At 64.0% G+C, this 21,132-nt stretch carries 19 protein-coding genes; 16 read left to right on the top strand and 3 right to left on the bottom strand.

Annotated features, from left to right (window positions below; translation table 11 throughout):
* On the bottom strand, positions 1-481 hold a 481-nt coding region (locus DV520_RS07880), incomplete at its 3' end, for a DUF4830 domain-containing protein (RefSeq protein WP_117142368.1).
* Positions 482-618: 137 nt separating this feature from the next.
* On the opposite strand from DV520_RS07880, the gene DV520_RS07885 reads away from it, so the two are divergent.
* From DV520_RS07885 to lysS, 8 genes are all read left to right on the top strand, one after another.
* Positions 619-1,320 carry a pseudouridine synthase gene (locus DV520_RS07885; RefSeq protein WP_117142369.1) on the top strand — a complete coding sequence of 234 codons (702 nt, stop codon included), beginning with the start codon at positions 619-621 and terminating at the stop codon, positions 1,318-1,320.
* 173 nt (positions 1,321-1,493) lie between these two features.
* Positions 1,494-2,585: a PucR family transcriptional regulator gene (locus tag DV520_RS07890; RefSeq protein ID WP_021919204.1), complete on the top strand. Its 1,092-nt coding sequence runs from the start codon at positions 1,494-1,496 to the stop codon at positions 2,583-2,585.
* 76 nt (positions 2,586-2,661) lie between these two features.
* Entirely contained in the window at positions 2,662-3,348 is a 687-nt protein-coding gene (ftsE, locus tag DV520_RS07895; RefSeq protein ID WP_117142370.1) for a cell division ATP-binding protein FtsE, read from the top strand.
* Complete coding sequence (ftsX, locus tag DV520_RS07900; RefSeq protein WP_021919904.1) at positions 3,338-4,225, top strand: permease-like cell division protein FtsX; 888 nt, start codon at positions 3,338-3,340, stop codon at positions 4,223-4,225. Before ftsE ends, ftsX begins: the two co-directional genes overlap by 11 nt.
* 27 nt (positions 4,226-4,252) lie before the next feature.
* A complete protein-coding gene (locus DV520_RS12685) occupies positions 4,253-4,378 on the top strand; it encodes a hypothetical protein (RefSeq protein ID WP_021919903.1) in 126 nt (41 codons plus the stop codon).
* A 104-nt stretch (positions 4,379-4,482) separates the two neighbouring features.
* Positions 4,483-5,649 carry a S41 family peptidase gene (locus tag DV520_RS07905; RefSeq protein ID WP_117142371.1) on the top strand — a complete coding sequence of 389 codons (1,167 nt, stop codon included), beginning with the start codon at positions 4,483-4,485 and terminating at the stop codon, positions 5,647-5,649.
* 239 nt (positions 5,650-5,888) lie between these two features.
* Positions 5,889-6,362 (top strand): transcription elongation factor GreA, encoded by a 474-nt coding sequence (gene greA, locus DV520_RS07910; protein ID WP_021919901.1) that lies wholly within the window; start codon positions 5,889-5,891, stop codon positions 6,360-6,362.
* Positions 6,363-6,393: 31 nt separating this feature from the next.
* A complete protein-coding gene (gene lysS / locus DV520_RS07915; protein WP_117142372.1) occupies positions 6,394-8,340 on the top strand; it encodes a lysine--tRNA ligase in 1,947 nt (648 codons plus the stop codon).
* 149 nt (positions 8,341-8,489) lie between these two features.
* On the opposite strand, the gene DV520_RS07920 is transcribed toward lysS, so the two are convergent.
* Together DV520_RS07920 and DV520_RS07925 are read right to left on the bottom strand one after the other, a co-directional pair.
* Positions 8,490-10,238 (bottom strand): ABC transporter ATP-binding protein, encoded by a 1,749-nt coding sequence (locus DV520_RS07920; protein WP_117142373.1) that lies wholly within the window; start codon positions 10,236-10,238, stop codon positions 8,490-8,492.
* Positions 10,238-12,040 (bottom strand): ABC transporter ATP-binding protein, encoded by a 1,803-nt coding sequence (locus DV520_RS07925; protein ID WP_117142374.1) that lies wholly within the window; start codon positions 12,038-12,040, stop codon positions 10,238-10,240. The genes DV520_RS07920 and DV520_RS07925 overlap by 1 nt, the downstream gene beginning before the upstream one ends.
* Before the next feature lie 635 nt (positions 12,041-12,675).
* Here DV520_RS07925 and DV520_RS07930 point away from each other — a divergent pair.
* The 8 genes from DV520_RS07930 (at position 12,676) to DV520_RS12315 (ending at position 21,128) form a co-directional block, all read left to right on the top strand.
* A complete protein-coding gene (locus DV520_RS07930) occupies positions 12,676-13,446 on the top strand; it encodes a TrmH family RNA methyltransferase (protein ID WP_117142375.1) in 771 nt (256 codons plus the stop codon).
* Positions 13,447-13,482: 36 nt separating this feature from the next.
* A complete protein-coding gene (gene dprA / locus DV520_RS07935) occupies positions 13,483-14,721 on the top strand; it encodes a DNA-processing protein DprA (RefSeq protein WP_117142376.1) in 1,239 nt (412 codons plus the stop codon).
* A 111-nt stretch (positions 14,722-14,832) separates the two neighbouring features.
* Positions 14,833-17,223, top strand: a complete 2,391-nt coding sequence (gene topA / locus DV520_RS07940) for a type I DNA topoisomerase (RefSeq protein WP_117142377.1) — start codon at positions 14,833-14,835, stop codon at positions 17,221-17,223.
* The gene (gene trmFO, locus DV520_RS07945) at positions 17,220-18,551 is read left to right on the top strand and encodes a methylenetetrahydrofolate--tRNA-(uracil(54)-C(5))-methyltransferase (FADH(2)-oxidizing) TrmFO (RefSeq protein WP_117142378.1); all 1,332 of its coding nucleotides are present in this window, start codon (positions 17,220-17,222) and stop codon (positions 18,549-18,551) included. The genes topA and trmFO overlap by 4 nt, the downstream gene beginning before the upstream one ends.
* Entirely contained in the window at positions 18,548-19,585 is a 1,038-nt protein-coding gene (gene plsX, locus DV520_RS07950; RefSeq protein WP_117142379.1) for a phosphate acyltransferase PlsX, read from the top strand. Before trmFO ends, plsX begins: the two co-directional genes overlap by 4 nt.
* 93 nt (positions 19,586-19,678) lie before the next feature.
* The gene (gene acpP, locus DV520_RS07955; protein WP_021919501.1) at positions 19,679-19,915 is read left to right on the top strand and encodes an acyl carrier protein; all 237 of its coding nucleotides are present in this window, start codon (positions 19,679-19,681) and stop codon (positions 19,913-19,915) included.
* A 65-nt stretch (positions 19,916-19,980) separates the two neighbouring features.
* Complete coding sequence (gene rnc / locus DV520_RS07960; RefSeq protein WP_117142380.1) at positions 19,981-20,664, top strand: ribonuclease III; 684 nt, start codon at positions 19,981-19,983, stop codon at positions 20,662-20,664.
* Positions 20,661-21,128: a DUF4430 domain-containing protein gene (locus DV520_RS12315; RefSeq protein ID WP_165850071.1), complete on the top strand. Its 468-nt coding sequence runs from the start codon at positions 20,661-20,663 to the stop codon at positions 21,126-21,128. The genes rnc and DV520_RS12315 overlap by 4 nt, the downstream gene beginning before the upstream one ends.
* Positions 21,129-21,132 lie beyond the last annotated feature (4 nt).

Below are 21,132 nucleotides of genomic sequence, written 5' to 3' on the forward strand. Positions count from 1 at the left end.
CGGGGTAGGGCAGGGCCTGGATGAAGCCGTCCCCCTCGTTGGAGTAGATCTCCCCGCCGATGACCTCTTTTTTATAGAGGAGAAGACTGGCCCAGATATTTTCCTGTAAACCGGGGTAGTTGGAGACCTGATAGGTATAGCGTTTGACGGTTTTGCCGGCGTACTGGGACAGGTCGAAGCCCTGGGATTTCTGGAGGGACAGGTACTCGTCGTAGGAGGCGTCGAAGGTGTCCGGGAGGCGGATGTCCTCTACGGCGGCAGGCTCCTGGGAGACGATCCAGCCGTAGCCCTCCAGAAAGGCCACCCGGTCGGCGTTGGTTTTGATGCCCCGGGGGTCCACTTGCAGGTCGGCCACGGCCGCGGCGCTCTGGATGTCCCGCACCAGTCCCAGGCCGGCCCCCAGAACCCCCAGGGCCAGGGCGAACAGGGCGCAGCCGGCCACCAGGCGGCGGGGATGGAGTTTCTTGGTGATGATGATCATGGATGGTAGCTCCTCTCAGTGCGGCGCCGGCGGCCGGGAAAGGGGACCGGCGGCGAAAATCTTCTCCTTACTCTATGTCCACGGCGGAAAAAATATGATACAATGGCGAAAACAACGGGTACAGGAGGGGAGAGACCATGGAGCGGTTGGACAAGCTGTTGGCGGCCACGGGCCAGTGGTCCCGGAAAGAGGCCAAGGCGTTGGTCAAGGCGGGCCGGGTCCAGGTAGGGGGCGCCCGGCCCAAGGGACCGGAGGACAAGGTGGCCGAAGGCACCCCCGTCACAGTGGATGGCCGGCCCATTGCCACGGAGCAGGGGGTTTATGTGATGCTCCACAAGCCCGCCGGGGTGGTCTCCTCCACCCAGGACCCCCGGGAGCGGACGGTGCTGGACCTGCTGCCCCAGCATCTGCGGCGGCGGGCGCTGTTTCCCGTGGGGCGGCTGGACAAGGACACCGAGGGGCTGCTCCTGCTCACCAATGACGGACCTCTGGCCCACGCCCTTTTGGCGCCGGGGCGGCATGTGGACAAGGTCTACTATGTGGAGGTGGACGGCCGGCTGGACCAGCAGGACCGGCGGGCCTTTCAGGCGGGAGTGACCCTGGCCGACGGGACGGTGTGCCAGCCGGCGGACCTGACGGTGCTGGACCCGCCCAGCCAGGGCTTGGTGACCCTCCGGGAGGGGAAGTATCACCAGGTCAAGCGCATGCTGGCCGCCCGAGGGAAGCCTGTGACCTATCTCAAACGCCTGTCCATGGGGCCCCTGACCCTGGACCCGGCCCTTCCGGCAGGGGCTTGGCGGCCGTTGACCCCGGAAGAAAAAGCCAGTCTTGGACGATAAAAGGAATTATTTCGGCATTTTCCACAAAGATTCACGAAAAAGCTATTGAAATCGCTCGAAGGAACCGCTATAATATAGGCTATTCTATGATGCCATCATGGGGAATTCTAATTTTCGTACGTAGAAACCAGGAAAAACCCCCTTTTGAGAGCAAATATGAGGAGGAAATAGACATGTCCAGCAGAGTATTTCAAAGCATTGTGCTCCAAATGAAGGAGTGCACGGACCGGGTCATCGGCGTCATCGACGACCAGGGCACCGTGGTGTCCTGCAACCAGCTGACCTGGATCGGTGAGAAATGGGAGGGCGCTGCTTCCGCCTTAAATGTGAATGAGTCCGCCGTGGTGATCTACGGGGACAAGACCTTCAAACCGTTGGTCAGCCGGGGGTCCCACTACGATTATGCCGCCTTTGTCCAGGGCAGTGACGAGCAGGCCAAGCTCATCTGCTCCATGGTGACGGTGGCCCTGAACAGCGCCAAGGCCTACTATGAGGAGAAGCACGACAAGACCGCCTTTGTGAAGGCCATCATCTCCGACAACATCCTGCTGGGGGATATCTACGTCCGGGCCAAGGAGCTCCACTTCGCCTCGGAGGCCCTCCGGGCGGTCTTTCTGGTCCGGCAGGTGGGCTCGGCGGAGATCGCGGCGGTGGACGTGGTCCAGAGCCTGTTCTCCGACAGCCAGGAGGATTTTGTCATCTCCATCAACGAGACGGACATCGCTGTCATCAAGACCCTCACTGAGGGGGGCGACGGCAAGGAGATCTACCGCATTGCCAAGAGCATTGAGGACGCCCTGGCCCAGAACCTGAAGATCAAGACCACCATCGGCATCGGCACCGTGGTCAGCCACATCCGGGACTTGGCCCGGGCCTACAAGGAGGCCGGGGTGGCCATCGACGTGGGCAAGGTCTTTGACACGGAGAAGACCATCATCACCTATGAGAACCTGGGCATCGGCCGCCTGATCTACCAGCTGCCCACGGTGATGTGCGGGATGTTCCTCCAGGAGGTATTTAAGAAGAACCCCATTGACGCCCTGGACCAGGAGACCCTGTTTACCATCAACAAGTTCTTTGAGAACAACCTGAACGTCTCGGAGACCGCCCGGAAGCTCTTTGTCCATCGGAACACCCTGGTGTACCGGCTGGAGAAGATCAAGAAGCTCACCGGCCTGGACCTGCGGGAGTTTGACGACGCCATCACCTTCAAGGTGGCCCTGATGGTGAAAAAGTATCTGGTCTCCCGGGGGATCGAGTCGTAAGGGTTCGGGGCACCGCCCCGCCGGGCGCGGGGGAGGACAACCGAATACAGCACAAGATAGATAAAGGAGTGTTACTTTGATTCGTCTGAGAGACATTCATAAGGAGTATCAAAACGGCACAAAAGCCCTGAAAGGGGTCAGCATGCAGATTGACGACGGGGACTTTGTCTTTCTGGTGGGGCCCTCGGGCTCCGGCAAGTCCACCATCATCAAGCTCATCACAGCGGAGATCTCTCCCACCCGGGGCAAGCTGATGGTCAATGGATACAACCTCAACGACATCAGCGAAAAGCAGATTCCCCTGATGCGCCGGACCATTGGCGTGGTCTTCCAGGATTTCCGGCTGATTGAGAAAAAGACCGTCTATGAGAACATTGAGGTGGCCATGCGGGCGGTGGGCGCCACCACCTATGAGATCCGCCGGCGGATTCCCTATGTATTGGACCTGGTGGGCCTGACCAATAAGGGGGGGCGGCTGCCCACCCAGCTCTCCGGCGGGGAGCAGCAGCGGGTGGCCATTGCCCGGGCCCTGGCCAACAACCCCAGCGTCATCATCGCCGACGAGCCCACCGGCAACCTGGACCCCGCCCGCTCCCTGGAGATCATGTCCCTGCTGGAGAAGATCAACGACATGGGCACCACCATCCTGGTGGTCACCCACGAGCGGGAGCTGGTCAACCGGTTCGGCAAGCGGGTGGTGGCCATCGAGAGCGGCCGGATCATCAGCGACGCGGCAGGAGGGTATTACGGCAATGGGAGATAGACAGATTTGGTATCATATCCGGGAGGGCTTCCGGAGTATATTTACCCATGGACTCATGTCCATTGCGGCGGTGTGCATGACCGTGGCCTGCCTGCTGATTATGGGTTCCTTCTCCCTGATCGCCATCAACGCCAACCATGTGCTGGGCGATTTGGAGGACGACAACCAGTTCCTGGCGTACATTGACGACTCCCTCACCCGGGCCCAGGCCCAGGCGCTGGAAAGTCAGATTAAGGCCGTACCCAATGTGGCGGACATCCACTTTGTCACCAAGGAGGAGGCCCTGGCCAACTTTAAGGCAAACCAGGAACGGCAGGACCTGTTTGACAACGTGGAGTCCGACACCCTTCGGGACCGGTATGAAATTCATGTGGTGGACATCCAGCTGATGCAGGAGACGGTGGACCAGGTGAAGGACATTGATGGCATTGCCAAGGTGCAGGCCTCCCTGGAAATTGCCGACGGCTTTGTCATGCTGCGCAATGTGGCCACCGCTTTGGCCATCATTCTGGTGGTGATGCTGGTGCTCATCTCCATCTCCATCATCGCCAACACCATCAAGCTGGCCACCTTCACCCGGCGGGAGGAGATCGCCATTATGAAGATGTGCGGCGCCACCAACTGGTTTGTCCGGTGGCCCTTCCTGGTGGAGGGGATGATCCTGGGCCTGACCGGGGGCATCATCGCCTTCTTCTGCCAGTGGGGCATTTATGGCCTCATCGTCAAAGCCATTGACCAGAGCGACCTGCTGGGCATTATCAGCACCCTGCCCTTCTCCAGCATGTCCCACTGGATTTTGCTGGTCTTCCTGGCTGCGGGCTTCGTCATCGGCGCCGGCGGTTCGGTGATGGCCATTCGGAAGTTCCTGAAGGTATAACGCAGTCAAGGAGGCGACGCACAGCCCATGAGCAAGCAAAAGACCAAGCGCCGGGACCCCATGCGCCTGCAAAAGCGCATTGCCGCAGTGGTTGCGGTGGTCCTGTGCCTGTCCCTGGTGCTCTCCCTGGTGGCCACAGTGCTGCCGTATTGAGACCGGGAAAAGCGACAACCCATCAGGCAAAGCGGCGGCTGCGGCCGCCGCTTGCTTTTCTTTCGCCGGCATCCGCCGGCGGGGGGCGAGAAGGAGGAAACGCCATGCAGCGCAACACGAAACGAATCGTTGGAAAGGGAGTAGTCTGCCTGCTCTGCTTTCTGCTGGGCGGGGTGGCCACCCTGGGGATCACCTGGCACTTGCTGGGCCAGGACGGGCGGACCCTGCTCCAGGCCCATCAGCTCATTGAGAAGCGGTTTGTGGGGGAGTATGACCCGGCGGAGAACCTCTCGGCCACCTTGGAGACCATGGTGGATTCCCTGGGGGACCGGTGGTCCTACTACCTGGACCCGGAGGAGGCCCAGCGGACCCGGGAGGCCCGGAGCAACGCCTATGTGGGCATCGGCGTCACCGTGAGCCAAGAGCCGTCGGACGGGCTGGAGATCGTGGGAGTCACAGCGGGCAGCCCCGCCCAGGAGGCCGGCTTGCAGGTGGGGGAGATCATCCGCGCCGTGGACGGCCAGGCCATCCAGCCGGAGACCCGGGAGGAGGCGGTGGAGGCCATCAAGGGGGAGGAGGGCACCTGGCTCACCCTGGAGGTGGAGGCCGCCGACGGCACCCGCCGGACGGTGGAGCTCCAGCGGAAACAGGTCCATGGGATCACCGCCGCCTGGAAGCTGCTGGAGGACCAGGTGGGGCTGGTGACCATCCAGAACTTCTACGCCGGCACCGCCGACCTGGTGAAGCAGGGGGTGGCGGAGCTCCAGGCCCAGGGGGCCCGGGCCCTGGTCTTTGACGTGCGGAATAACCCGGGGGGATATGTCACCGAGCTCACGGAGATCCTGGATGACCTGCTGCCCGAGGGGAAAATTTTCATCAACCGGAGTTCCGACGGGAAGGAGACGGTCTACACCTCCGACGCCGACTGTGTGGACCTGCCCATGGCGGTGCTGGTGAACAGGAACAGTTACAGCGCGGCGGAGTTCTTGGCCGCCCAGCTCCAGGAGTCCGCCGGGGCGGTGGTGGCCGGGGAGCAGACCAGCGGCAAGGGCTTCTCCCAGGTGCTCTTCGACCTGCCCGACGGCAGCGCCATTGGGCTGTCCACCGCCCGGTACTACACCGGCGGCGGGGTCTCCCTGATCGGCACCGGGCTGACGCCGGACCCCCTGTGCTCCCTGTCGGAGGAGGATGAGCAGAAGCTGCTGGCCGGGCAGCTGGAGCCCCAGGAGGACGAACAGCTGCAGGCGGCCATTCAGGCCATGGAGAAGTGAGGGCCCGGTCCGGCCGGCCGGGAGGGGACCCTTCCCCGGCGGGAAACCTGGGGAACCCTGCGATTTTCCCGGGAAAAACCCGGTACGCTGCCGAAGGGCAGGTCCATCCCCTTGACAGACCGGGAGAAAGTTCCTATAATACTTAGACATGTAAACGGAGTATTATATTTATAATGTGTATGGCCCCCGGGCCGTCCCATTGTAACGCGACCCCATTAAGAATTGGAAGGTGTGTCACCATGGCAAAGGAATATAGACTGAGCGCGGAGCGCCTGGAGGAACTGAAGCAGGAGCTCACGTATTTGAAAACCGTGCGGGAGAAGGAAGTGGCGGAGCTCATCAAGGAGGCCCGCTCCTTCGGGGACCTGTCGGAGAACAGCGAGTACGACGAGGCCAAAAACGAGCAGGGCAAGCTCTACTCCCGCATTGCGGAACTGGATGAGATTTTGTCCAACTACACCCTCATTGAGGAGCAGGAGAACCACATGGACATGGTCCACGTGGGCAACAACGTGGTGGTGAAGGACTTGGAGTTTGATGAGACCTTGCACTATCAAATTGTGGGCTCCCAGGAGGCAGACCCCATGAACGGGCGCATCTCCGAGGACTCCCCCTTCGGCCGGGCCCTGCTGGGCAAGAAGGCCGGGGAAGAGGTGGTGGTGGAGGCCCCCGCCGGCAACATCCGCTATCAGATTGTGGAGATCCAGAGATAACCAACCCAGAAAGATAAAGGAGCTGCGAAACATGGCAGAGAAGAACAGAAAGGACAACCCCCAGGAGCAGGAACAGGACCTGTCCCAGATTCTCCAGGTGCGCCGGGACAAGCTGGCCGCCCTCCAAAAGGAGGGGAAGGACCCCTTCCAGCAGACCAAGTTTACCGTGTCCGCCCACACCCAGCAGATTAAGGACCACTTTGACCAGATGGAGGGGCAGGCTGTGACTGTGGCCGGCCGTCTCATGTCCAAGCGGGGCATGGGCAAGGTGAGCTTCTGCGACCTGCAGGACAAAACCGGCCGCATCCAGCTCTACGCCCGGCGGGATGAGATGGACGAGGCGGTGTACAACGCCTTCAAAAAGTACGACATCGGCGACCTGGTGGGGGTGGAAGGCGAGGTCTTCCGGACCCAGCGGGGGGAGATGAGCGTGCGGTGCAAGAACGTCACCCTCCTGTCCAAGTCCCTGCGGCCTCTGCCGGAGAAGTTCCACGGCCTGCAGGACAAGGAGCTGCGCTACCGCCAGCGGTACGTGGACCTGATTATGAACCCCGAGGTGCGCAGGAACTTTGAGATCCGCAGCCAGTTCATTCGCTATCTCCGGGCTTTCCTGGACGAGCGGGGGTACATGGAGGTGGAGACCCCGGTGCTCAACACCATCTCCGGCGGCGCCACCGCCCGGCCCTTCATCACCCACCACAACACCCTGGACCTTGACATGTACATGCGCATCGCCACCGAGCTCCACTTAAAGCGCCTGATCGTGGGCGGCCTGGAGCGGGTGTACGAGATCGGTCGCATTTTCCGCAACGAGGGCATGGATACCAAGCACAACCCGGAGTTTACCACCGTGGAGCTCTATGAGGCCTATGCCGACTTCCACGACATGATGGACCTGTTTGAGGCCTTCCTCTCCTCCGCCGCCCAGAAGATCCTGGGGACCTATGAGGTCACCTGGCAGGGGGAGCAGATCAGCCTGGCCCCTGGCTGGCCCCGGCTGACCATGGCCCAGGCGGTCCAGCAGTACCTGGGGGTGGACTTCATGGCCATCGACAGCGACGAGGCGGCCGTGGCCGCCGCCAAGGGCGTGGGCATCGACATGGACGGGGTGGAGCCCACCTGGGGCCACGCCCTCTACGAGTGCTTTGACCAAAAGGTGGAGGGGATGCTCATTCAGCCCACTTTCATCACCATGCACCCGGTGGATGTCTCCCCCCTGGCCAAGCGGTCGGCCCAGGACCCCCGGCTCACCGAGCGGTTTGAGCTGTTCATCTGCCGCAGTGAGATGGGCAACGCCTTCTCCGAGCTCAACGACCCCATTGACCAGAAGCAGCGGTTCCAGAAGCAGGTGGAGCTCCGGGCCGGCGGAGACGAGGAGGCCGGCATGATGGACGAGGACTACATCAACGCCCTGGAGTACGGCCTGCCCCCCACCGGTGGCCTGGGCATCGGCATCGACCGGTGCGTCATGCTCCTGACCGGGGCAGACTCCATCCGGGACGTGATTCTCTTCCCGACCATGAAGCCCCTGGACAGCGCGAAGAAAGAAAACAGCGTCAATTCCGAGGGGGCCGCTGCGCCCAAGCCTGTGGCGGAAAAGGTGGATTTTTCCCAGGTGAAAATAGAACCCCTCTTTGAGGAAATGGTTGACTTCGACACGTTTGCCAAGTCGGACTTCCGCGCTGTGAAGATCGAGGCCTGTGAGGTGGTGCCCAAGTCCAAGAAACTCCTGAAGTTCACATTAGACGATGGAACGGAACGCAGACGCACCATTTTGAGCGGAATCCATGAGTATTATGAACCGGAGGAGCTGGTGGGGAAAACCGCCATCGCCATTGTAAACCTTCCCCCCAGAAAGATGATGGGCATTGATTCGGAGGGGATGCTGATTTCGGCGGTGCATGAAGAAAACGGCCGGGAAGGGCTGAACCTGCTGATGGTGGATGACAGGATTCCGGCAGGGGCAAAGCTGTACTGAGCAGGACGGGCCGCATGGCCTGTCAGGCCCGTTGCACACGATGTTACCCCTGTTTTACACCGCTTGAACGAAAAAACGGCACGATATGCCGACAGCCGGGGGCCCCTGTGAGGGGTCCCCGGCTGTCGGCGTTGTCTTTTTGTCTGGGATTACGCTTGGTTCAGCTGCCACTGGGCGCTCTGGCTCTGGAGCTCCACCATGCGGCGGTAGAGTCCGCCGCGGGCCATCAGCTCGGCGGGGGTGCCCTGCTCGGCCACGCGGCCGTTGTCCAGCACCACGATGCGGTCCGCCCCGGCCACGGTGCGCATCCGGTGGGCGATGACCAGCACGGTTTTGCCGGCCAGCAGGCGGGAGAGGGCGCCCTGGACCTTGGTCTCGTTCTCCACATCCAGGCTGGCGGTGGCCTCATCCAGCAGGACGATGGGGGCGTCCTTCAAAAGGGCCCGGGCGATGGAGATGCGCTGGCGTTCCCCGCCGGAGAGCTTGGCTCCGTTCTCCCCGATGGGGGTGTCATAGCCCTGGGGCAGCCTGCGGATGAATTCCCCGCAGTTGGCGGCCTCCGCCGCAGTCCGCACCTCCTCGTCGGTGGCCCCCCGGCGGCCCAGCCGGATGTTTTCCATGACGGTGTCGTCAAAGAGCACCACATCCTGGAACACCATGGAGTAATCCCGCAGCAGGGCCTCCGGGTCCACGGTGGAGATGTCCACCCCACCCACCTGGATGGTGCCCTCGGTGGCGTCCCACAGCCGGGCGGCCAGCCGGGCGCAGGTGCTCTTGCCGGAGCCGGAGGGGCCCACCAGGGCGGTGACCTCCCCCTCCTTGGCGGTGAAGCTCACACCGTCCAGGACTTTTTTCTTGTCGTAGGCAAAGCCCACCTGGCGGAACACAATGTCGTGCCCCTGGGGCTGGAAGTGCGCGGTGCCCTCCGCCACCGGCGTGTTGTAGATTTCCGTCATGCGGTCGGCGGACACCTGGGAGACGAACAACTCCGCGATGAGGGCCAGGCTCTGGTCGAAGGGGGCATAGACCCGGGTGATGACCAGCAGGAACAGGAAGAGCAGCATGAAGTCAATCTGGCCGGAGAGAATCCGGTCGGCGCCCACCAGGATGGTGGTGGCCACGCCCAGACGCATGATGACGCTGGCGGCGTTGACAAAGATGCCGGTGCCCAGTTCGCCCTGGATGGTGACCTTCTCGTGGTCGTCAATCTTCTGGTTCAGCCCGGCCAGATACCGGACCTCCTGGTTGGTGGCGCGGATCTCCCGGACATTCTCCAGGGCCTCCTGGATGCCATCGGAGACGCGGACGGCGGCCTTTTTCGTCCGCTCAGAGCTGCGGGCGGAGAGCCTGCGGGTGCCGAACAGCAGGCCGAAGGCCACGGGCACCCCCCACAGGCAGGCGATGGCCAGTTGCCAGTCATACACCAGCAGGCACACCGCGATGAGCGCCGTGGAGAGGTAGGAGCCGTACAGATAGCCCAGCACATGGGACCAGACGTGCTCCATGCGGTTGACATCCCCCATGAGGGTCTCGGTGAGGTCGGCCAGGTCCCGCTTGCCGAAGTAGCCCAGGGGCAGCTTCCGCAGGCGCTCGGCCAGGCTGAGGCGGGTGGCCTTGACCTCGTTGTAGACCAGGCCGTAGGTTGCCTTATACTGCTGCAAATGGGTGAGGAAGGACAGGAGAACAAACAGAACCACCAGGCCGAGGAGTGGAGGGGCGCTGGGCAGCGGCCGGCCCTCTGTTAAGGTGTCCATCAGCTTGTACATGAGCAGGTACAGGATGCCCATGCCGCCCATGACGATCAGGTTGACCAGAAAGGTCCAGAACGTGCCCTTCTTGGTGTTCCGCACGCCTTGGTCTGTCAAGGCGTATTTGCGCTGAAAGTTTTGACCGAACATTACTCTACCTCCCTTTCGCTGGTGATTTTCCACTGGACTGCCTGGTTATAGTCCGCCCACATCCGGGCATACAGTCCGCCTGCGGTGGAGAGCACCGAATGAGACCCCTGCTCCACGATGCGGCCCTTGTCCAGGACAAGAATCTGATCCGCCCCCACCACGGTGGACAGGCGGTGGGCGATCATAATGACCGTGCGGCCGCGGGTCAGTTCGGACAGGGCCTTCTGGATCAGTGCCTCGTTCTCAGGGTCGGCAAAGGCAGTGGCCTCGTCCAGCACCACGATGGGGGCGTCCTTCAGAATGGCCCGGGCCAGGGCCACCCGCTGCTGCTCCCCGCCGGAGAGGTAGGTCCCCTCGGAGCCGATCTGGGTGTCCATGCCCTGGGGCAGTTTTTCCAGGATATCCCCGCACTGGGCGGCCATCAACGCCGCCTCCACCTGCGCCCGGGTGGCCTCCGGGCGGGCGGCCCGGACATTTTCCAGAATGGACGTCTTGAACAGGCGGCTGTTCTGGAAGACAAAGGCGATCTGGTCCATGAGCACATGGGGGTCTATCTGCGTCACGTCCACGCCGCCCACCTTCACCACCCCGGAGGTGGCATCCCAGAACCGGGGGATCAGGCTGGCGGCGGTGGTTTTGCCGCCGCCGGAGGGCCCCACCAGGGCCACCGTCTGCCCCGGCTCCACGGTGAAGGAGAGATGGGAGAGGGCGGGGGAGGCCGCGCCGTCGTAGGTGAAGCTCACGTCTGCAAACTCCACGCGGCTGTCCTGGGGTTTCTGGGGCCGGGGAGGCTTTTTCAGCGTGGGGGCGCACATGACCTGGTCAATGCGGCCCAGGGCGGTGCTGGCCAGCATCATGCCGGCGGAGGCAAACATGATCCTGGCGAGGGCCGTGGAGAGGATGGCGGAGAAGACCGCGTAGAAGGCGAAATTGGTGACAAATCCGGCAAAATCGCCGCCGGCCAGGGCGCTGGGCGCCAAGAACAGCGCCACCGGCACCAGGAACACGAAGGCCCCTTCGGTGAAGGTCAGGTTGAGGGACTGGGGGACCCGGCACACCTTGTCCTGGTAGTATTCCGATTTGCTGCTGTACGCCTCAATGGCCTGCTGGAAAGCCTTGAAGGAGTAGACCGTCTGCTGAAAAATCTTGACCACCGGGATGCCCCGGACGTACTCCGTGCCCGCCTTGGTCATGCGGTCCTGGGCTGCCTGGTACTCCGCCATCAGTTTGGCGTTTTTGCCCCCCATCATGGAGAACATGGCCGCCACCGAGATCACCGCCGCCAGCAGGCAGGCGGCGCCCATCCGCCAGTCAAAGAGGAACATCATCACCAGCATGGACACAAACAGGGTGATGGTGCCCACGATGTCCGCCAGGTTGTGGGCCAGCAGCGTTTCCGTCTCCGCCGCCGCCGCGTCCAGCCGCCCCCGGATGAGGCCCGAGGCGTTGGTGTCGAAAAAGCCCAAGGGGGCCTGCATCATGTGGGCCACCCCCCGCTTGCGGATGTTGGACGCGGTGCGGAAGGCCGCCAGGTGGGTGCACATGAGCCCCGCGAAGTACAGCAAAATGCCCCCCACCGCAAACGCAAAGGCCAGCCAGCCGTACCGGGTGATGCCCTGTGCCTGGGTCCAGTCCGGTGCCACGGCGATCAGGTCCCGGGCCACCAGCCAGATACAGAGGTAGGGCACCATGCTCAGCAGCATAGACACCGCCGACAGAGCCAGGCCCAGGAAGGTCAGCCCCTTGTGGCTGCCTGCATAGTCCAGCAGGATTGCCACACTGCTCTTCTTTTTTTCCTTCATTGAGAAACCTCCTTTTTGGTTAGCTTAAGCTAACTTAAAATCAAAAAAGATAGGGGCCGCTGCCCCTGCGGAAGTCTGCCGCCTGCCGCGAAAGCCCCTGCACGACCACAGCCCGGGCGGCGCAGAACGGAGTTTGCTTACGCTAACCGAAGTATAGCACACAAGAGCACCGGGGTCAATAGAAATCGGGGGTTTCAGCGTTGCCGGGGAGGCAGATGCCTCCCGTTGTTTCGAGGAGCGGGGCCATTTGCCGGGGAGGCGGGACGGTGGACGGACCAATGGTGCAGCGCCCTGCCCGCCTGTTTAATTTGTAGCTGATCCTCTGACTGGATGATCTTCTTTTTATATATAAGGTATGAAAAAATAGAAAGTATGCGAAAAACCGTTGACTTGAATATTCGGGGGGCTTATGCTATAGTTGTCTTTGTATGATTCCACGGATCACCAGGTCCGTGATCTTGTCAAACCTGACTGCCATGCCGGAACGGGGCAGGCGGTCAGGCGGGGTCCAGGCGCAAGCGGTATGGCGCGTGCCCGGGGCCCCGTCCCATGGAAATATCAACAATACAGCATACCGGCAGGGATTCTGCCGGTATGTTGTGGCATTCCCCGCCCAAGAGGCGGTTGGAGGAGCGATGGAGAGTATTACAAGCAGAACCAATCCCCTCATCACCCGCATCCGCAAGCTGACCGGGGACCGAAAGTACCGGCGGCGGGAGGGGGTCATGGTGTGTGAGGGGCCCAAGATGCTGGCCGAGGCCCTCCGGTGGGGGGCCGGGCTGGAGACCATTCTGTGGCAGACCGGGACCCATCCCCCCGCTGGGATTCCCCAGGGGGTCCGCCAGGTGGAGGTGCCCGGGGACCTGCTGCGGTCCGTGGCCCCCACCGAGACGCCCCAGCAGGTCCTCTTTCTGGCGCGTCTGCCCGCCCGGGCCCTGCCGGAGGAGCTGACCGGCAGCCGGTATTTGGTGCTGGATGGCCTCCAGGACCCGGGGAACCTGGGAACCTTGTGGCGCACGGCGGACGCCTTTGGGGCCGACGGCCTCCTTCTGCTGCCCGGCTGCGCCGATCCCTGGAGTCCCAAGACCCTCCGGGCCACCATGGGGGCCTGCTTCCGCCTGCCGGTGTGGGAGGGGAAGCTGGAGGACCTGCTGCCCCGGCTGGCCCGGGCGGGCCTTCCCCTGTATGCCACTGCCCTGGGGGAGGACACCCAGGACATCCGCACCCTGCCTCTGGGCCGGGCCGCGGTGGTCATCGGCAGCGAGGGCCGGGGGGTGTCGCCGGCGGTGCTGGCGGCCAGTGAAAAGACCTTGCAAATTCCCATGACAGAGCGCTGTGAGTCCCTCAACGCCGCGGCCGCCGGCACGGTGGTGCTGTGGCAGATGGGGTTCGGCCCGGTGGGATGAGGATATTGTGCCATCGGCAGAAGGGAGGGGCGGCAGTTGAGCAGTCTGCGCCACTGGGTTTGGCTGAGCACCCGGGGACCTGCCCCGGGGATGTACGCTGCCCGGATTCTGCATCATTTTGGCACCCCGGAGGGGGCCTACTTTGCCGGGCGGGAGGAGCTTCAGGCCTGTCCGGGCCTCCCGGAGAAGGTCCGGCAGGCCCTGGAGGACAAGGACTTGTCCCAGGCGGACCAGATTCTGGCCCAGTGCGAGGCCCTGGGCATCTGGGTTCTCACCTGCCAGGACGCGGCCTATCCCCAGCGGCTGGGCCAGCTGGACAGCGCTCCCTGCGTGCTCTATGGCCGGGGAAGGCTGCCCCAGATGGACCAGGAGGCCGCCGTGGCCCTGGTGGGGGCCCGCCAGGCCAGCCCCTATGGAATCATGGCCGCCGGCCGGCTGGGGCTGGATTTGGCCCGGCAGGGGGCCCTGGTGGTCAGCGGCATGGCCCAGGGGGTGGACGCCGCCGCCCTCCGGGGGGCGCTGCGGGGCGGCGGCCGGGTGGTGTCGGTGCTGGGCAGCGGCATTGACGTGATTTATCCCGCCGGACATGGGGACCTCTATGAGGACGTGGCGGCGGCCGGGGCGCTGCTCAGCGAGTATCCCCCGGGCACCCCGCCCACCGGCCCCCATTTTCCTGTGCGTAACCGCCTCATCGCCGGCCTGAGCCTGGGGGTGCTGGTGGTGGAGGGGAGCCAGACCAGCGGCGCCCTCATCACCGCCCGATGGGCCCTGGAGCAGGGGCGGGATGTGTTCGCCGTCCCCGGGGGGATCGACGCCCCCCTGAGCCAGGGGCCCAACGGCCTGATCCGGCGGGGAGAGGCCAAGCTGATCCAGGACGCCTGGGACGTGGTGGAGGAATATGCGGCCCTCTACCCGGATAAACTGCATCCAAAGACACCCTTGGCCCCCGGGGCGGCCCGGGCCCGGCTGGAGGGGCGGGAGAGTCCGCCCCCAGTACCGCCCCAGCAGAAGGAACCCGCCCCGGCCCGCCTGGTGGTGGACCTGGGCAAGGACCCGGAGGCCCTCACCGACGACCAGGCCGCCCTGCTCCGGGCGCTGCAGGCCAGGGGGGAACAGTCCGCCGACGACTTGGTGGAGGCCACGGGCATTCCCGCCCGGCGGGTGCTCTCCGCCCTCACCCTGCTCCAGGTCCGCCAGTGGGTGGCGGAGGCGGGGCGGCGGTTCACCACCCTGGTGGAGCTGAAAGAAGACCGTACCCATCCCCCCAGGGGATGAGACCATACAGGCGGGGACAGCGGGGCCGGCGCCCCCTGAACCCCGCGGAACCATTGTGCCGGCGCCGGGAGACGCCTGGTACCGGCAGAACAGAAATTCGGAGGGAATCGTGTGGCGAAAGCAAACTTAGTAATCGTAGAGTCACCGGCCAAAGCGAAAACCATTGGAAAATATCTGGGGCCCACCTATCAGGTGCTGGCCTCCATGGGGCATGTCCGGGACCTGCCCAAGAGCAAGATGGGGGTGGACCTGGAGACCGGGGAGTTTGAGCCCCAGTACCAGCCCATCAAGGGGAAGGAGGAGACCATCGCCCAGCTCAAGGACGCGGCGGACCACAGCAAAAAGGTCTACCTGGCCACCGACCCGGACCGGGAAGGGGAGGCCATCTCCTGGCATCTGAAGGAGCTGCTGGAGCTCCCCGATGACAAGACCAGCCGGGTGACCTTCAACGAGATCACCAAAAAGGTGGTCACCGAGAGCATCGCCGCCCCCCGGGAGATTGACCAGAACCTGGTGGACGCCCAGCAGGCCCGGCGGGTTTTGGACCGGATTGTGGGCTATGAGCTCTCCCCCCTGCTGTGGAAGAAGATCCGCCGGGGCCTGTCCGCCGGCCGGGTCCAGTCGGTGGCCACCCGTCTGGTGGCCGAGCGGGAGGAGGAGATCCGGGCCTTTGTCCCCGAGGAGTATTGGACCCTGGAGGTCACCCTGGACCGGATCGCCCCCAACCAGGGCAGCTTTAAGACCCAGTTTTACGGCCGGGAAAAGAAGCTGGAGCTCAAGTCCCGGGAGCAGGTGGAGGAGGTCCTGGCCGCCATCCAGGACGCCCCCTTTTCGGTCAGCCGGATCAAGCGGCAGGACAAAAACCGCTCCCCGGCGCCCCCCTTCATCACCAGCACCCTCCAGCAGGAGGCCTCCCGGAAGCTGAACATGAGCCCCCGGCGGACCATGTCCATCGCCCAGCAGCTGTATGAGGGCGTGGACATCGAGGGGGAGGGGACGGTGGGTCTCATCACCTACATGAGAACCGACTCCCTGCGCCTGTCCGACGAGGCGGTGGCCGCCGCCCGGTCTTTTGCTGGGGCCCGGTATGGCCAGGACTACCTCCCGGCGGCCCCCCGGCAGTTTAAGGCCAAGGCCGGGGCCCAGGACGCCCACGAGGCCATCCGGCCCTCCAATGTGGAGCTCACCCCGGAGAGCATCAAGAAGGACCTGACCAGCGAGCAGTTCCGCCTGTATAAGCTCATCTGGAGCCGCTTTCTGGCCAGCCAGATGGCCGCGGCGGTCTATGACAGCGTGGGCATCGAGGTGACCAGCGCCGGTTATGTGTTCAAGGCCAGCCGGTCCGAGGTGAAGTTCCCGGGCTTTCTGGCGGTGTACGAGGAGGGGCGGGACGAGGACGGGGGAGAGCTCCAGACCCGCCTGCCCAACCTCCAGGAGGGGGAGCCCCTGACCAAGGCGGCCACCAAGCCCGAGCAGAAGTTCACCCAGCCCCCCACCCGGTACACCGAGGCCACCCTCATCCGGGCCCTGGAGGAGAAGGGGATCGGCCGGCCCTCCACCTACGCCCCCACCATCACCACCATTATGAACCGGGAGTATGTGGTCAAGGACGGCAAGTACCTCCACACCACCCCCCTGGGGGAGGTGGTCACGGGCCTCATGAAGGACAAGTTCCACGACATTGTGGACTATGATTTCACCGCCGACATGGAGAGCCGCCTGGACAAGGTGGAGAGCGGGGAGGAGAACTGGAAAAAGGTCCTGCGGGACTTCTACCAGGACTTCAGCCAGGAGATGAACCAGGCGGAAAAAGATCTGGATGGCACCCGGATCAAGGTCCCCGACGAGGTCTCCGACGAGGTCTGCGACGTGTGCGGGCGGCAGATGGTGGTGAAATCCGGGCGGTTCGGCCGCTTTTTGGCCTGCCCGGGCTTCCCCGAGTGTACCTTCACCAAGCCCCTGGTCATTGAGATGCCTGGCAAGTGCCCCAAGTGCGGCAGCCGGCTGCTGAAAAAGACCTCCCGCAACGGCTACACCTACTACGGCTGTGAGCACAACGGGGACAAACTGGGCCGGGCCTGCGACTTTATGACCTGGGATGTGCCGGTGAAGGAGACCTGCCCCGAGTGCGGCCAGACCATGTTCAAGAAGTCCGGCCGGGGCTTTAAGAAGCCCTTCTGCATCAACGAGGCCTGCCCCGCCTTTGTCCCCGAGGAGAAGCGGGGGGGCTACCGCAAAAAGAAAACCGAGGAGGCCAAGGCCGAGGACCAGGCCGCCCCCGCCCAGGAGACCGCCCCGGCGGAAGAGGCGGCGGAGAAGGCCCCGGCCAAGAAGCGCACCGCCAAGAAGGCGGCGGGGGAGAAGAAGACCGCCGGGAAAAAGCCGGCGGCCAAGAAAACCGCCAAGGCCGGGGAGGCCAAGCCGGCGGCCAAAAAGACCGCCGCCAAGAAGACCAAGAAAGCCCCGGAGGAGACCCCGGGAGAGCCGGAGGAGACGCCATGAGAGAGCCTGTCACCGTCATCGGCGCCGGGCTGGCCGGCTGTGAGGCCGCCTGGCAGCTGGCCCAGGCGGGCATCCCCGTGGTGCTGCGGGAGATGAAGCCCCGGAAAAAGACCCCCGCCCACCATGCCGACCTGTTTGGGGAGCTGGTGTGCTCCAACTCCCTGCGCTCGGACCAGCTGGAAAACGCCGTGGGCCTGCTCAAGGAGGAGCTGCGGCGGCTGGGCTCCCTCATTCTCCGGTGTGCCGACGAGCACCGGGTGGCCGCCGGGGGCGCCCTGGCGGTGGACCGGACGGCCTTCGCCCAGGCTGTCACCGACGCGGTCCGAAGCCATCCCCTCATCACCGTGGAGGAGGGGGAGGTCACCGCCCTGCCGGAGACCGGGCAGGTCATCGTGGCCACCGGCCCCCTCACCGCCGACGCCCTGGCCGGGGACATTGCCCGGCGCTTTCCGGGCAGCACAGCCCTGCACTTCTACGACGCGGCGGCTCCCCTGGTGACCTTTGAGAGCATCGACATGGACAGCGCCTGGTTTGCCTCCCGGTACGACAAGGGAACCGCCGATTACATCAACTGCCCCCTGACCCAGGAGGAGTACCTGACCTTCTGGCGGGAACTGTGCGCGGCCAAGGAGGCCCCTGTCCACGGCTTTGAGGACAGGAACGTCTTTGAGGGCTGCATGCCGGTGGAGGTCATGGCCCGGCGGGGGGAGCAGACCCTGTGCTACGGCCCCTTAAAGCCCCGGGGCCTCCGGGACCCCAAGACAGGGCGGGAGCCCTACGCCGTGGTGCAGCTGCGCCGGGACAACGCCGGCGGGAGCATTTACAACTTGGTGGGCTTTCAGACCCACCTGACCTGGCCGGAACAGAAGCGGGTGTTCTCCCTGATCCCCGCCCTCCGGCAGGCGGAGTTTGTCCGCTACGGGGTGATGCACCGGAACACCTATTTGGATTCCCCCCGGCTGCTGGACCGGTACTACCGGGTGCGCACCGAGCCCCGGATCGTCTTTGCCGGGCAGATTACCGGGGTGGAGGGGTATGTGGAGTCCACGGCCTCGGGCTTTGTGGCCGCCCTGGAGCTGGCCCGGCGGCTGGAGGGCAAGGCGCCCATCGACTTTCCCCCGGAGACCGCCCTTGGGGCCCTGGCCCTATATGTGAGCAACGAGACGGTGGAGCACTTCCAGCCCATGAACATCAACTTCGGCATCATGCCCCCCCTGGGCTACCGGGTGAAGGGGAAACGGAATAAAAACGCCGCCCTGTCCCAGCGGTCCCTGGAGATCCTGGCGGGGTTGGAAGAACTTGGAACAAGAAAGAAGGCGTACCTATGAGAATCATCGTGGATGCCATGGGGGGCGACAACGCCCCCCAGGCCCCTGTGGAGGGAGCCCTGCGGGCGGTCCGGGAGCTGGGCGTGGAGGTTCTGCTCACCGGCCGGCCGGCGGAGATCGGGGCCTGCCTGGCCAAGCTGGGCCACACCGCCCCGCCCCCGGGGGTGGAGATCGCCCCCGCCAGCCAGGTCATTGAGATGGAGGACAACCCCGCCCGGGCCTTTAAGGACAAGCCAGACGCCTCCATGACCGTGGGCCTGCGCCTGCTCAAGGAGGGCCGGGGGGAGGCTTTCGTCTCCGCCGGTTCCACCGGAGCCCTGCTGTCGGCGGCCACCCTGCTCATCAAACGCATCCGGGGCATCCGCCGGGCGGCCCTGGCCCCGGTGGTGCCCAATGCCAGGGGGAACATGGTCCTCATTGACTGCGGGGCCACCGCCGAGGGCACCCCGGAGTACCTGCTCCAGTTCGCCTTTATGGGCGCTTACTACGCCCGGCGGTTTCTGGGCATCGAGAACCCCCGGGTGGGCCTGCTGAACATCGGCACCGAGCCAAGCAAGGGCATGGAGCTCCAGAAGGCCGCCCACGCTCTGCTCACCCAGGCCCACGAGGCCGGGCGCATCCGCTTTGTGGGCAACATCGAGGGCCGGGAGGCCATCAGCCAGGGGGCGGCAGACGTGCTGGTTACCGACGGGTTCACCGGCAACATCTTCCTGAAAACCGTGGAGGGGGCGGCCTCCCTCTTCAGCCACGCCCTAAAGGACATGCTCCTGGGCAGCACCAAGAACAAGCTGGCCGCCCTGCTGCTGAAAAACAGCATCGGGGCTTTCAAGAAACGCTTTGACGCCAACGAGGTGGGGGGCACCGCCCTGCTGGGCATCTCTCAGCCGGTCATCAAGGCCCACGGCTCCTCCAATGCCTACGCCTTCTTCAACGCCATCCGCCAGGCCCAGGTGGTGGCCCAGGCGGACATTGTGGGCGACATCGCGGCCAACGTGGCCCACATGCGCCTGGAACCCGGGGAGAAAGAGGGGTAATTTTTCCAATTTGCTATTGACAGAACCTGAAATAGTCCCTATATTAAGTACAGCATCCCCAGTAAAATGGATTCCAAAAAGGAGCAGTTCGATATGATTTTAGAGAAATTACAGAGCTTGATTGCGGATCAGTTGGGCGTGGACGGCAATACCATCACCATGGACACCAACTTTGAGGAAGATCTGGGCGTTGATTCTCTGGATATCGTGGAGTTATCCATGGCCCTGGAAGAGGAATTTGACATTGGTGAGATGAGCGAGGAGGATCTGGCGGGCATCAAAACCGTGGGGGATCTGGTGCGCTACTTACAGGGCAAACTCGATATGTAAAATTGGCAAGACTGCCTGCAACCCCCGTCCAGTGGCCGGGGGTTGTGTGTTGAAGGGGGAAGAGAATGAAGACATTGGAAGAGAAGATCGGCTATTCCTTCCGGGACCGGAGCTTGCTGGAAAACGCCCTGACCCACAGCTCCTACGCCAACGAGCACCGGGCCGCCGGGGTACCCAGCAACGAGCGGCTGGAGTTTTTGGGGGACTCCATCCTGGGGCTGGTGGTGGCCGACCACCTTTACCGCACCCGGCCCGACCTGCCGGAGGGGGACCTGACCCGGATTCGGGCCGCCCTGGTGTGTGAAGGAAGCCTGGTGCAGGTGGCCCAGGCCCTGGACCTGGGCAGTTACCTAAAACTGGGCAAGGGGGAGGACCATGGCGGCGGCCGGGCCCGCCCCTCCATCCAGGCCGACGCGGTGGAGGCCATGCTGGCCGCCGTCTACCTGGACGGGGGCATCGGCCAGGTGCGCAAGCTCATCCACCGTCTGGTTCTGGACCAGGAGCAGGAGAAGACCGCCGCCGGCCGGGACTATAAAACCGCCCTCCAGGAGCTGGTCCAGCGGGAGAACGGCCAGGTGCTCTCCTATCGCTTAACCGGAGAGTCCGGGCCGGACCACGCCAAGGTCTTTGCCATGGAGGTCCTTCTCAACGATGGGGTTATCGGCAGCGGCCAGGGCAGAAGCAAGAAGGAAGCCGAGCAGGCCGCCGCCAAGGCGGCGGTGCTGACGCTGGAAGGGGAGGCGCCATGAAAGCCAGCCGGAGAAACATTGTCATCGCCGTGGTGCTGCTGGCGGTGCTGCTGGTGCTGCCTTTCTGGCCCAAAATCCGCCAGGCCCTGGCCCCGGCGGCAGGGGAGGAAGTCTCCTGCACGGTGACGGTGGCCTGCCAGGCGGAGGCCCTGCCGGAGCTCAGGGCGGCAGGGGTTGCGCTGGAGGCGGATGGGACCCTGTTCTCCACTCCCTGTACGGTGACGGAGAACAGCACGGTACTGGAGGCATTGAAAACCGCCGCCAAAGCTGCCGGCTGCCCGGTGACCACCCAGGGCAGCCCCGCTTACGTCACCGCCATCGGGGACTTGGCTGCCGGGGCCCATGGGGAGGCCTCGGGCTGGACCTATACCGTCAACGGCGAGATGGTGATGGACAGCTGCGACACACGGACGGTCCAGGCGGGGGACCAGATTCTGTGGACCTATGTGACCGCCTGGACATAACAGC

The organism is Evtepia gabavorous (assembly GCF_003425665.1).
In the GTDB taxonomy this organism is placed as follows: Bacteria; Bacillota; Clostridia; order Oscillospirales; family Oscillospiraceae; genus Evtepia; species Evtepia gabavorous.

Bases quoted from the DNA above. Each gene is read 5' to 3' on its own strand.
- DV520_RS07920 (WP_117142373.1), bottom strand. From the start codon at position 10,238: ATGTTCGGTCAAAACTTTCAGCGCAAATACGCCTTGACAGACCAAGGC.
- DV520_RS07890 (WP_021919204.1), top strand. From the start codon at position 1,494: ATGTCCAGCAGAGTATTTCAAAGCATTGTGCTCCAAATGAAGGAGTGC.
- DV520_RS07905 (WP_117142371.1), top strand. From the start codon at position 4,483: ATGCAGCGCAACACGAAACGAATCGTTGGAAAGGGAGTAGTCTGCCTG.
- DV520_RS07930 (WP_117142375.1), top strand. From the start codon at position 12,676: ATGGAGAGTATTACAAGCAGAACCAATCCCCTCATCACCCGCATCCGC.
- plsX (WP_117142379.1), top strand. From the start codon at position 18,548: ATGAGAATCATCGTGGATGCCATGGGGGGCGACAACGCCCCCCAGGCC.
- DV520_RS12685 (WP_021919903.1), top strand. From the start codon at position 4,253: ATGAGCAAGCAAAAGACCAAGCGCCGGGACCCCATGCGCCTGCAAAAG.
- DV520_RS07885 (WP_117142369.1), top strand. From the start codon at position 619: ATGGAGCGGTTGGACAAGCTGTTGGCGGCCACGGGCCAGTGGTCCCGG.
- acpP (WP_021919501.1), top strand. From the start codon at position 19,679: ATGATTTTAGAGAAATTACAGAGCTTGATTGCGGATCAGTTGGGCGTG.
- greA (WP_021919901.1), top strand. From the start codon at position 5,889: ATGGCAAAGGAATATAGACTGAGCGCGGAGCGCCTGGAGGAACTGAAG.
- trmFO (WP_117142378.1), top strand. From the start codon at position 17,220: ATGAGAGAGCCTGTCACCGTCATCGGCGCCGGGCTGGCCGGCTGTGAG.
- rnc (WP_117142380.1), top strand. From the start codon at position 19,981: ATGAAGACATTGGAAGAGAAGATCGGCTATTCCTTCCGGGACCGGAGC.
- lysS (WP_117142372.1), top strand. From the start codon at position 6,394: ATGGCAGAGAAGAACAGAAAGGACAACCCCCAGGAGCAGGAACAGGAC.
- DV520_RS12315 (WP_165850071.1), top strand. From the start codon at position 20,661: ATGAAAGCCAGCCGGAGAAACATTGTCATCGCCGTGGTGCTGCTGGCG.
- DV520_RS07925 (WP_117142374.1), bottom strand. From the start codon at position 12,040: ATGAAGGAAAAAAAGAAGAGCAGTGTGGCAATCCTGCTGGACTATGCA.
- ftsX (WP_021919904.1), top strand. From the start codon at position 3,338: ATGGGAGATAGACAGATTTGGTATCATATCCGGGAGGGCTTCCGGAGT.